Origin of the sequence: Rudanella lutea DSM 19387, from assembly GCF_000383955.1 — a bacterium.
GTDB lineage: Bacteria > Bacteroidota > Bacteroidia > Cytophagales > Spirosomataceae > Rudanella > Rudanella lutea.
Window position 1 is genome coordinate 1,062,485 of sequence record NZ_KB913013.1, and the last position, 13,315, is coordinate 1,075,799.

General features: G+C 57.8%; 3 protein-coding genes. All 3 read right to left on the minus strand.

The annotated features are described in order from the left end of the window. Positions 1-9: 9 nt before the first annotated feature. Positions 10-1,548, minus strand: coding sequence for an Ig-like domain-containing protein (locus RUDLU_RS28625; RefSeq protein WP_019987195.1), 1,539 nt, complete (start codon positions 1,546-1,548; stop codon positions 10-12). Between the two features lie 69 nt (positions 1,549-1,617). Beyond that, positions 1,618-5,205, minus strand: coding sequence for an Ig-like domain-containing protein (locus tag RUDLU_RS28630; RefSeq protein ID WP_019987196.1), 3,588 nt, complete (start codon positions 5,203-5,205; stop codon positions 1,618-1,620). A 72-nt stretch (positions 5,206-5,277) separates the two neighbouring features. Then, positions 5,278-12,906, minus strand: coding sequence for an Ig-like domain-containing protein (locus tag RUDLU_RS0104695; protein ID WP_019987197.1), 7,629 nt, complete (start codon positions 12,904-12,906; stop codon positions 5,278-5,280). Between the last annotated feature and the right edge of the window lie 409 nt (positions 12,907-13,315).

Genomic DNA, 13,315 nt, shown 5'->3' on the forward strand with positions numbered 1-13,315 from the left:
AAGGTTTGATTAAAGACGTGATTTAGTTTTCTTGATCGTAAACGGCACACAAAGGTCGGGCGGGCAGCAGTTGCCAGCCTCTACCACAATTGGGCAGCAACCCGTGATCGGGCAACCTGCCGACGACGATTCGACGGTGTAAATACCCGTCTGGGTCAGCGTCGTTGAGCTACCGGTTGCAAACAATACACCGTTGCGGAACCAGCGTACATCCGTGTACCGGGCCGGTACGCTGACAATAAACTCATCGCCCGCGCATAGTTTCACCGGTACCGATGTACAGGCTGTCGCTTCGTTGTTGGCCGGATTAGGGTCCTGGCTACCGGTAGCCGTTACACTCGCGGTATTGGTCAGTATGCCTTCGGCCTGAATCAGGACCGTCAGCACGAGCGTGGCCGATTCACCAGCCGCCAGGCCGCCAATCGTCCAGACGCCACTTGTCGCATTGTAGCTTCCTTTGCTGGCTGTCGGTGTTCCCTGCAACACGGCCGCGCCGTTGCGCGTGAGGGTATCGAGGGCCGTTACGCCCACGGCACTGCCCGGCCCCAGGTTTTGAATCGTAACTGTAAAACTCACCGCAGCCCCTACAGCCGCCATCGACTGGCTCACCTGCTTTGTTACGAGCAGATCGGCGGGGGTATTCGAAGCCGGTACCACATCGAGACTAATGCCCGCCGTCACGCAGAGCGTAGGCTGAGCCAAATCGCAGAGGGTGTAGCTAAAACTAACGGGGCCGGTGTAGCCGGGAGCTGGCGTGTAGCGGATGGTTCCGTCGGGGTTGACAGCCGCCGTACCACTGTTTGGCGCGCTCACCGTCACGGTTACGCTCGTAGCACTAATCGGCAACCCATCGCGGGTGTCGTTGGCCAGTACATTCAGCGTTACCGACGTACCCGCCGTCAAGGTCTGGGTATCGGGGGTAGCCTGCAAGAGGGCACACGAAGCCGCCGGGCCGGTTACGTCCCGAAACTGCTCCAGCGGGTTCTGATTACCACCCGACGGCTGACCCGAAACCGAGTAAAAGCTGTTGGCTACGTTGAGCGAAAAGCGGTTATCGGCCTGCACAATGAACGGGTTACCCGCTTCGAGCGGGCTGATGGCACCGAAACAGCCATTCCCCCGGAAGGTAAACAAAGCCACCGGCGTACCATCGACAAAGGGGCCGTAGTTCGTTTCTGACGCTGATTTTCCGATGACGTAGTAGTTAACGGCCGGATCAAGGCCCGAGCCCGTCCAGTCCTGATTCGCGTTACCGGGTCCCAACCGGAGCGGTGCCTTATCCCAGACACCCCGCACGTCGGTGATTTCGGTAAGCGAAAATGAAGCCGGAACTTTGAGCGTAAACTGAGCCGTACCTCCGCGCTCGTTGGCCCCCATGTTGTTGGCGTTGGGCGTACTGTAGCGAGGTACCACAAAAGCCGTGTACCGATCGGTGACCCGGTCGTACGTAACCTGATAGTCCACTACATTAGACGACTGTTGGGCATAGCCAACCCCGGCCGAGAGGAACAGGCAGCTCCAGATGAGTACGCTTACAAATCGTTTCATAAAAGCACTGATTTACAACGTTCGCAAAAAGCGGGCGGAGTGCGCCCTGGTGCACTCCGCCCGGAACGATTAAGGTAACTGCTCGCGAATGGTGAAGAACGGCAACCGGAAGCTGTTGCCCGGGTGGTTCTTGATCACATTCTGGTAAATAAACTCAACGTCGTTGCCGGTACCCTGGAAGATCGTCTGACCATCGAGGTTGATGTCTCCGGCAAAATAACCCCGCAGTTTGAAGGCTGGACTCACCAGACCGTTGTTCGGTGCATTGATCACCAGCTGATACAGTTGGTTTACGTCGTTGTTGGAACCCTGATAAATCACGAAGTTACGAGGTGTAGTCGGCGCATTGTCGACAAACGCGTTGCCGGCCCACATGGCTACTCCCTGGCTCACCACTACCTGCGCCTGGTTGGGCGTCACTTCGGTGTAGCTCGTAACACCTGAGTACGTAAACGTAGGCGTGTTCGGGTTACGGAAGTCGACCACCGTGGCAGTCTCCGACAGCGGCAGGGCCGACTGGCTCATGACACCGAGGTGGTTCCGATGACGCACTGCTACGTAATAGTTGCCCGACAGAGCCGTGGCAAACGTTACCGACGACACGCCGTCGACCCCTACAATATCCCCGTCGCGCTGGAGCAGAGCCGCGCGGCTGTCGACAATCGTAGCCGGGTTCGCTTCCGAACGCAGTTCCACAAACACCCAGTCAACGATAGCGTCGTTACCCGTAACAGCCGTTACACCAGCGGCAATCGACGTAATCGGCGTAATTGGGTTGAGCGTAGTGTAGGGATGCGACGCCGGAATGTAGCCACCTACCCGCAGGTCGTCGCGCATGAGTGAGCCCGTTACCCCAAACAGAGCCCCTTGCAGATACACCTTGGGCGACAACCGCACAATGGGGGCCGGAATCACGGCCGGGGTGGTCACGGTGGCTACGTTGTTGGCCGGGGTGTTATCACCTGCCGGTACGCTGGTAGCCACTGTAAACGTTTGGGGCTGCCCTACCGTGGACAGGCCGGGCAGAATCGGGATCGTGAGGGTTTCGCTCGTGAGCGTAGCCAGTGATACCGACTTTACACAGCTCACCAGCTGACCCAACACCGTGCAAACGAAGCCGTTGGAGGTGGTAAAGCCGGGGGCGATGGTCACTCCTGCGGGCATAGTAAGCGTCACCGTAACCGGACCGCTGAAGTTACCCGTACCAATATTGCTCACCGAAATAGGCAGGCTGCTCGACAGCGTAGCGGTCAGGCTGGTCAGTGGCTGACCAATACCCACCGCCAGATCGACCGCACCGTTGGGAGGGAACACCGTCAGGTAAACCGTTGCCGTGGCGCAGGCCGAGGGGGTGCCCGTGTCGCATACCTGATACACGAACGAATCAGTGCCGCTGAAACCAGCTGCCGGTGTGTAGGTGAAGCTACCCGTAGTCGAAAGGGCGAGTGTCCCGTTGGTTGGGCTGGTCACCGGCGTTGTGGTCACGGTCTGGTTGTTGCCTTCCAGATCCTGATCGTTGGTCAATACATTGCTGATGAACGCCGTATTGGTAAACGTGCTGTATGCATCGTCGTAGGCCAGAGTCTGATTGTTGGCCGGATTGGGCCGCACCAGCACCGTTACGGTAGCCTGATCGCACAGAATCGGCAAACCCGTGTCGCATACCTGATACACAAACGAATCGACACCCGTGAAGCTATTGACCGGCGTGTAGGTAATGGTTCCGTTCGGGTTGATCACGATGTTGCCATTCGTAGGGGCGCTTACCAGAATCGGCAGGCCGAGCGTCTGGGCATCGGGGTCGCTATCGTTGGCTCGCACCGCAATCACCACCGGGCTGTTGGGCGTGGTAGCAATCAGGTCGTTCTGGGCAATCGGGGCATCGTTGTTGTTGGGGGCGTTGTTGCGCACCTCAATCGTTACGAGCGCCGTTGCACACTGAGCGGCCGTGTTGCACACCTGATACACAAAGCTATCTGTACCGGTAAAGCTCGTTGCGGGCGTGTAGGTATAGTTTCCGTTGGCGAGCAGGGTCAGCGTACCGTTGGTCGGAGCTACCACCGGCGTCGTCGTGACGGTGAGTGCCAAACCAGCCGGTTCTTTGTCGTTGGTCAGCACATTACCCGACACGGCCACTTGCAGGAACGTCTGGTTGAAGTCGTTCTGGGGCGCGGGGCGGCTCGGTTGTACTGTCACGGTCACCGAGTTAGTTGAGCACTGTAACGGCTGGAGCAGATCACAAACTGTGTACGTAAACACCTCGTTGCCCGAGAAAGCAATAGCAGGCGTGTAGGTGATCGTTCCGTTGGCATTCACCACCGCGGTACCATTGGCTGGCGCACTGGCTAATGCCACACTCACGGTCGTAGATAAAGCAGGCAGGCTGTTGCGGGTATCGTTGGCCAATACCGATACGCTGATTGGGGTACCCGAAGCGGTAGTTACCGCATCAGGACTCGTCACAATGACCGTATTTACCGTTAGGCTAACCGCGGCCGACGAGCACTGCAACGGCTGGTCAATATCGCAGATGGTGTACGTAAACGACACCGGTCCCGAGAAGCCGGTTGCGGGCGTGTACGTGATCGTTCCGTTGGCATTCACGGTAGCCGTACCCGTTGCCGGGGCCGTGCTCACCGAAACCGTTACATTGGTCGTGCTGGCGGGGCCACCGTTGCGCGTATCATTGCCCAGAACGGCGACCGCTACCGGTGTGCCGGCATTCGTCGTGGCCTGGTCAGGCGAAGCTACAAGCACCGCATTCACCGTCAGAGAAACACTCGCGGTCGAGCAGATTGTCGTTTGGGTTGGTGCGCAAAGGGTGTACGTAAACGATACCGGGCCTGAGTAACCGGCAGCCGGGCTGTAGCTGATGGTACCATCGGGGTTCACGGTAGCCGTACCCGAAGCCGGGGGCGTACTTACCGTAACGGTCACGTCGGTGTTTACAACCGGCACCCCGTTGCGGGTATCGTTGGCCAGTACCGACAGACTTACCGGAATACCGGCCGTGAGCGTCTGGCTATCGGGGTTGGCCTGCAACACGGCGCACTGAGCCGCCGGGCCAAACAACGTGCGGAACTGCTCCAGCGGAGCCTGGTTACCCCCGGCAGGCTGGCCCGACCGCGAGTAGAAGCTGTTGGCTACGTTCAACGACAAATCGTTGTCGGCAGCTGCGATAAACGGATCACCCGGCGCGAGGGGCGTAATTTCACCGAAACAGCCGTTGCCCGTGAACGAGAACAGCGGAACGGGTGTGCCAGCCGTAAACTTTCCGTAATTGACTTCGTTTGGCGACTTACCAATCACGAAGTAATTGTAGTTCGGGTCGAGGGCCGTGGTGTACGTCTGGTTCGGATTACCCGGCCCCAGCCGCAGGGGCGTCTTGTCCCAACTTCCGGTCAAATCCTGAATGTTGGTAATGGAGAACGACGACGGTACTTTAATGGTAAACTGCGCCGTTCCACCCAATTCATCATTGCTCGGGTTGTTGGCGTTGGGAGTAGCATAATTCGGAATCACCCAGGCGATGTAGCGCCCGGTTGCGACGTTGTACGTGACCTGATAATCAACCGTATTGGTCGACTGCTGAGCCATGGCAAGGCGCGCCCCCAACAGAAGGCACCCTACAAGTAGACAAGTAAAAAACTGCTTCATCGATGGTTAACTTTAAGACTTTGAAAAGTTGACAAACAAAGCGGCAAGCCTGGTCTCGCCCTGTTTTTTGCGTTACGGTATTTGTTCACGGATGGTAAAAAATGAAACTCTAAGGCTATTTCCGGGGTGATTTTTCACCACGTTCTGGTAGATCAGTTCTACGTCATTGCCGGTACCCTGAAAGAGCGTTTGCCCGTCCAGATTCACGTCGCCGGAGAAGTAGCCGCGTAACCGGTAGAATGGACTTTTCAAGCCGTTGGCCGGCGCATTGACTACCTGCTGATAGATACCGTTCACGTCGTTGTCGGTACCCTGATAAATGATTTGGTTACGCGGTGCCACCGGAGCATTATCGGCCAGAATATTGCCGGCCCACATGGCTACCCCCTGACTCACCACCACCTGTGCCTGATCGACGGTCACCTGCGTATAGCTACTGGTACTGGTGGTGGTGTACGTTGGGGTTGATGGATTGCGGAAATCGACAACCGTCGTTGTGGTCGACAACGGAACGGCCAGGCGGCTCATCACGCCCAGGTGATTGCGGTGCCGCACGGCCACGTAATAACCCGCTGGCAGCGATTGACTGAAGATGAGGGGCGACGTGCCGTCCACATCGACAACGTCGCCATCGCGCTGCAGCAGGGCCGCCCGGCTATCGACCACAACACTCGGGTTGGTGGCCGAACGTAGCTCCACAAATACCCAGTCGACAATGGCGTTGTTGCCCGTAACAGCCGTGACCCCGGCGGCCATCGCAGCTACCGGCGTAATCGGGTTGAGCGTAGCGTAGGGGTGCGTAGACGGGAGGTATCCACCCGCCCGCAGGTCGTCGCGCATGAGTGAACCCACCACCCCAATCAAAGCTCCCTGCAAATACACCTTAGGTGATACGGATACGAGCGGGGGTTGCGGCTGCACCAGCACTGACACGGTGGCCCGGCTACATTGACCAGACGTATTGCAAGCGGTATACGTGAAGCTATCGGGACCCGTAAAGCCCGGAGCCGGGGTGTAGGTATAGCTACCCGTAGCCGACATAACAACAGTTCCACTCGCGGGCTGACCCGTGGTGTAGGTCAGGGCCAATCCCTGAAGATCCAGATCATTGGCACTGACAATGCCGGTACGTATGGTATTGATTCGGGTCAGAAGCACATCATCGACGGCGACAGGAGCCAGTATGGTTCCGGGAGCTGGCGTCGGTTGTACCCGGCCATTCACCTGTGCGGTTGCACACAGACTCGGCGTTGCCCCGTCGCACACCTGATACGTAAAGCTTACCAGACCGGTGAAACCTGTGGGGGGCGTGTAGGTGATGGTTCCGTCGGCATTGACTACCGCCGTACCCACTGCTGGGGGCGTGGTAATAATAGGTAACCCTAACTGCCCATTGAGTGAGGTAGCAGAGTCAGGGTCGGTATCGTTCGCCAACACAGCAATCACGACTGACTGATCCTGAATAGTTTGCGTGTTATCGTCATTGGCTACCGGCTTTTCGTTGCCGAGCATTGGGTCGGGAACGACGTTGACCGACACACACGCCGAACCACTCAGGCCAACCGTATTGCTCAGGGCGTAGCAGAAACTTACCACGCCGGTGAAGCCCATCGGGGGGGTGTAGGTATAGCTACCATCGGGTGCAATGGTCACCGTGCCCTGAGCGGGTGGCGTTAACAACGAAGCCGTCAGCGGCAACCCTTGCGGGTCAATATCGTTGATCAGCACATTACCTGTCACCGGCGTGTTGGGGCGAGTGTTGGCAATATCGGGCGTCACCAGCGGAGAGAGCGGAACTACCGTCACTGCCACCGATGCGGTTGCGCAGGTAGCGGGTGTGAGTTTATCACAAATCTGGTAGGTTAGCGTGTACGAGCCGGGGAACGTGTTGGGGGCTACCTGTAAACGCCCGGTCACGGTGTCCAGTGTGATACCCGACGGGTACGTACCAACAGGTGTTATGGTAGCGTTGCCACCGGCTCCCAGCGTCGCTGGCAATCCATTCACTAAATCGTTGGCTACCACATTCGTCACAGCCACCCCACCCGTAGCGAGTGCCGTACCACTATCGGGCGCCGGTTGAATATCTGCCGTAACCGTCAACGAGACAATCGTGGTGGCGCAGGTGGTGGGCGTGAGTTTGTCACAGAGCTGGTAGGCCACCGTGTACGAGCCCGGCGTGGTGCCCACCGTGACACTCACGCTGCCGGTAGTGGTGTTGAGGCTGATGCCCGCCGGATACGTACCTACCGCTGTCAGGGTAGCATTGCCCCCTCCGCCCAACGTTGCGGGTACACCGTTGACCACATCGTTAACTGCAACGTTCGCGACGGCCACCCCGCCGGTACCCGCATTAGCCGTGCCGCTGTCGGGGTTAGCTACTACGCTTGGGGTCACCGTCACTGAGACAATCCCGGTGGTGCAGGTGCTTGTACCGAGAGTGGTGCACAACGAGTAAACCAGTGTGTAAGCCCCCGGAGCCGTGCCTTGAGCCACACTTACGCTGCCGATGGTGGTATTCAACGTAATGCCTGCCGAGCCGCTGCTGACCAGACTCAGACTGGAGTTGGTCGCATCAGCCGGTAAGCCGTTGGCCAAATCATTGGCCCGTACGTTGGCCACCGCGACCCCACCCGTACCCGCGCTGGCTGTGCCGCTATCGGGGTTGGCCGTCGCGCTGGGCACCACGGTGAGCGATACAATCGTGGTGGCGCAGGTAGCGGGCGTGAGTTTGTCACAAAGCTGGTAGGCCACCGTGTACGAGCCCGGCGTAGTACCCACCGCGACACTCACGCTACCAGTTGTCGTGTTGAGGCTGATGCCCGCTGGGTATGTCCCGATTGGGGTCAGGGTCGCATTGCCCCCTCCGCCAAAGGTGGCTGGCACACCGTTGACCACATCGTTAACCACGACGTTCGCCACCGCGACCCCGCCTGTGCCCGCGTTAGCCGTACCCGCATCCGGGTTGGCCACCACGCTCGGAGTTACCGTCACTGAGACAATCCCTGTGGTGCAGGTGCTTGTGCCGAGAGTGGTGCAGAGTGAATAGATCAAGGTATAAGCCCCCGGAGCCGTGCCCTGGGCCACACTTACGCTGCCGGTGGTGGTATTCAACGTGATACCTGCTGAACCGCTGCTGACCAGACTCAGGCTCGAGTTGGTCGCATCAGCCGGTAAGCCGTTGGCCAAATCATTGGCCCGCACATTGGCCACCGCAACTCCACCCGTACCCGCACTGGCTGTGCCGCTGTCGGGGTTGGCTGTCGCACTGGGCACCACGGTGAGTGAGACTATGGCTGTCGCGCAGGTCGTGGGTGTGAGTTTATCACAGAGCTGGTAAGCCACTGTGTACGAGCCCGGCGTAGTACCCACCGCGACACTCACGCTGCCGGTCGCGGCATCCAGCGTTATACCTGTCGGATATGTCCCGATTGGGGTCAGGGTGGCATTACCTCCTCCGCCCAAGGTAGCGGGTACGCCGTTGACTACATCGTTGAGCGCGACGTTCGCGACCGCTACCCCACCCGTGCCTGAGTTGGCTGTGCCGCTGTCGGGGTTAGCCACCACGCTTGGGGTCACCGTCACTGAGACAATCCCGGTGGTGCAGGTGCTTGTGCCAAGGGTCGTGCAAAGTGAATAGACCAGCGTGTAAGCTCCCGGTGCCGTGCCCTGGGCCACACTTACACTACCGGTGGTCGTGTTGAGAATGATGCCTGCCGAGCCGCTGCTGACCAGACTCAGGCTGGAGTTAGTGGCATCAGCCGGTAAGCCGTTGGCCAAATCATTGGCCCGCACGTTGCTCACCGCAACTCCACCCGTACCCGCGCTGGCTGTGCCGCTATCGGGGTTGGCCACCACGCTCGGGGTCACCGTCACTGAGACAATCCCGGTGGTGCAGGTGCTCGTGCCAAGGGTCGTGCAAAGTGAATAGACCAGCGTGTAAGCTCCCGGAGCCGTGCCCTGGGCGACACTTACACTGCCCGTGCTGGTATTGAGGGTGATGCCCGCCGAGCCGCTGCTCACCAGACTCAGGCTCGAGTTGGTCGCATCAGCCGGTAAGCCGTTGGCCAGGTCATTGGCCCGTACGTTGGTCACCGCAACTCCACCCGTACCCGCACTGGCTGTGCCGCTGTCGGGGTTGGCCGTCGCGCTGGGCACCACGGTGAGCGATACAATCGTGGTGGCGCAGGTGGTGGGCGTGAGTTTGTCACAGAGCTGGTAGGCCACCGTGTACGAGCCCGGCGTGGTGCCCACCGCGACACTCACGCTACCGGTTGTCGTGTTGAGGCTGATGCCCGCCAGGTATGTCCCGATTGGGGTCAGAGTGGCATTCCCACCTCCGCCCAACGTTGCGGGCACACCGTTGACCGGGTCATTGAGTGCAACGTTCGCCACTGCGATCCCACCGGTGCCCGCGTTAGCCGTGCCGCTGTCGGGGTTAGCTACCACGCTTGGGGTCACCGTCACTGAGACAATCCCGGTAGTGCAGGTGCTTGTGCCAAGGGTCGTGCACAACGAGTAAACCAGTGTGTAAGCTCCCGGAGCCGTGCCCTGGGCTACGCTCACACTACCGGTGGTCGTGTTGAGAGTGATGCCTGCCGAGCCGCTGCTGACCAGACTCAGACTGGAGTTGGTCGCATCAGCGGGCAAGCCGTTGGCCAAATCATTGGCCCGCACGTTGGTCACCGCAACTCCACCCGTACCCGCACTGGCTGTGCCGCTGTCAGGGTTGGCCGTCGCGCTGGGCGCTACGGTGAGTGATACAATCGTGGTGGCGCAGGTGGTGGGCGTGAGCTTGTCACAAAGTTGATAAGCCACCGTGTACGAGCCCGGCGTGGTGCCTACAGCGATACTCACGCTACCGGTTGTCGTGTTGAGGCTGATGCCCGCCGGATACGTACCTACCGCTGTCAGGGTGGCATTGCCCCCTCCGCCTAACGTAGCGGGCAACGTATTAACCAAATCATTGGCAACCACATTAGCCACGGCGGTCCCCCCGGTTCCGGCACTGACTGTCCCGGAGTCAGGTACGGCTGATACCGTCGAACCAACCGGCGCAGTGGCCGTACCAATGTTGTTGGTCACGCTGATTTCGGACGTAATCGAAACCGTATGCGTGAAGCTGAGAGTCGTTCCGGCCGCAGCCGCAGCGGGTGTAACAGGCACATTGATGGTCGTGCTGGCTCCTGTAGCGATAGACGCCGAACTCGAACACGTAACACTCGCCCCCGTGGTCACGCAGGCGAATCCGTTACTGGTAAACGAGGCTGGTGTAACAACCGTAGTCGGAATAACCAACGTAGTTGTAATCAGGCCCGAGGAGGCAGCCGAACCGATGTTGCTCACCACAACCGGTAGTGTGCTGGTCAGACCCGGCAAAAAAGCAGGCGTTGGCTGCCCAATAGATGTGGTCAGATCGGCCAAACCAATTACGCTGACCGTTGGCGAACAGGTTCCGGTGCCTTGGGCCGAACTGACCGACAGCGTGCGGGTACCAATACTCCCTGAGCCATCGTATGAAATCGGGATCGACAATACCGTTTGGCTAGCCACTAACGATGTCGTTACCGAGAGTGGTACCGACGTAAAGCCTCCACCCGAAAGCGAGGCCAGTATAATTTGTCCGTCGCGGGTAGTGGTGATTGGGATGTTCAGAACGCCGGTAGAGGGAATACCCACCACAAACGTCCCCGCTACGGTAGCATTCGCACAGTTGCCAAACGTAAACGCCCCCTCTTTAACCCGCCATAATACCTGACCACTGCCGGATGGATACGTGGCCAGCGGATTGGTGATACCGGCATTGACCGGCCCGAAAAGGGCATCGTTGGTGTCAATGTTATTATCGAGCCCATCCTTGTCTGAGTCGACGCCAGCCAGTGTGAGCCCGGCTTCATTGGTATCTGATTTGGTATCGTTATCGCTATCCGTGTCCAGATAGTCCGGGGTGTCGGTTTTATCGGTATTCTCGGGCATCAGACCTCCGGTAGCCGAGTAGGCTGTTGGCAGACCCAGCGAAGTCACCGTCGTTCCGGGAACAATGTACCCGCTTGTTGTCTGGGCTTCTATGTTGTCCGGGATCCCATCGCCATCGGAATCCAGATCCAGCGCGTTCGAAATACCATCGCTATCGGCATCGGCGAGTAGCCCCTCGGTATCATCCAGGATACCATCGTTATCATCATCAATATCAACCGCGTTGGCAATCCCATCGCCATCTGTATCCAGTACAGGTACGCAGGTCGTATTTGTGAACACGATGCCTCCCCGTCCATCAAAGGGGAAGTTGGCCGTACCCGTACTTGATCCGACTTTGGAGTAGGTAATATCAAAGGAAGAAACCCCTACGTAAGCGAGTGCCACCGTAAAGGCCGGGTCAATTCCGTCGATACCCACCTGATTCTGTGTCCCCTGAAATCGGATCGTTGGCGAAGCAGTAGTAGTTATGACAGAGGTATTGGTTGGGCTACTCAGCTTGTACGAATACAAATCGCTCTTATTCACAATAACCGACTCGAGCGTTGTGCTATTCAGGGTCTGATCGTTGTCGATATCACCAACCGTGAAGGAACCCTGGAACGGAAACGGCGTATTCGTCCCCGCCTTCACAACGGTCCACCGCACGGTAGATGTCAGGCCGTTGGGTGCCGTCGACGCTCCCGAAATGGCATAACGAGCGAGTACCGAACCGGTAACACTGGTGAAGTTATCGAAACGAGGAAAGGTAGCATCGGCTGTTCCCGAATACGTGAGCACTTCACCGACAATATCGACGGCCTGCCCACCAATGGTAGCTACGTTTGCATACCGTCCCCGTCGGCCAACGCCCTGCCCAGTGATAACGGGCGCCGTAGCAAACGAAAATTGGGTAAATCCATTCTGCCCCGGTACCGGACAGGCCGATACCCGGATGCCCACCGTTGCGGTCGCCGTAGTGGTACAGTTATTGGCATCCCGCACAGTAACGGTGTAGGAGCCCGGTGCTACGTTCTGGAGATTCTGTGTAGTGGCTCCCGTATTCCATAAATATGTATAGGGAGTACGGCCTCCGCTTGCCGTTACAAAAACGGCACCGTCGGCCGTGGTTGCACTCGATGCATTCGTTACCAGTGTGGTGGCCGACAGGTCGGGGTACTGCACAAACGGATAGTAAATCCCTGTGCTGGAAATAAGGCTGATTACACTGGCAATAGTTAATTGAACTTCGTCGAAATTTTTGGTTGTCACGAAGCCCACCGTTATCTGACCATTGGCAGAAAGCAAGGACAGGTTCAGTAACGACGACGAACCTGACGATTCCTGTAGCGTACCGTTCAGGTACGTGCGAATAGTCATCGAAGCCAGCAGGTCAGCCCCAAGCGCGCTGTTATCCGCTACCACAAAGCCCGCAATCGAGCCAGCGCTAAACACGGTTGAGCCACCGTTCTGGTTAGCATTGACCGAGATCTGTCCACCGCTGCCTACGCCGAGTACCGTATTGATGGATGCAAGGTTGGTGAGGTTAGCATCTACCACGTTTCCAGGGTTCGAAACACTACCAGCTCCAATGCCCAATAGCCCACCTACGCCACCGGTACGGCCACTCACAATGCCCGCATTCGGAAAGTTGTTGACCGTCAGGGTTCGGTAGCCGCAAGGCAGCGTCTGCGCCCTTCCTTCGGGGGTTACGCCCACCAGCAATGCTATACCAGCCAGCCACAAGATAAATCGGACAGGTAACGCCCTTCCTGCCGAGGTTGACCATACCCCACATCCGTCTCGTTGCCAGAACAGGATTCTGGCACGCCACTGTACTACACTAGAAAATAAAAGCTCGTAAAATTTTATACGCATATAGGACCGATAGAAAGGCCAACTCAATTGTATTCTGCGGCTGGGGTACGTATCTCTCAATGGGATGCTACCCCTCTTCGAGTACGGGAATCCTGATCAGCTTTCCATTATTGAGTAGGTGCAGAAATAGCCGTCTTCAACTCACTCAATTACTCAATTTTTACATGATCAAAATTTGAGTAATACGAGTTAATTCAGATGGCTTTTTTAGAAATCAAATCGTATGAAATACGCCCCTATATATAGAATCAAAAATATTGCTAAACCTTCATGTATA

Excerpts from the sequence above, each read along its gene's own strand:
- RUDLU_RS28630 (WP_019987196.1), bottom strand. The coding sequence starts at position 5,205 with ATGAAGCAGTTTTTTACTTGTCTACTTGTAGGGTGCCTTCTGTTGGGG.
- RUDLU_RS28625 (WP_019987195.1), bottom strand. The coding sequence starts at position 1,548 with ATGAAACGATTTGTAAGCGTACTCATCTGGAGCTGCCTGTTCCTCTCG.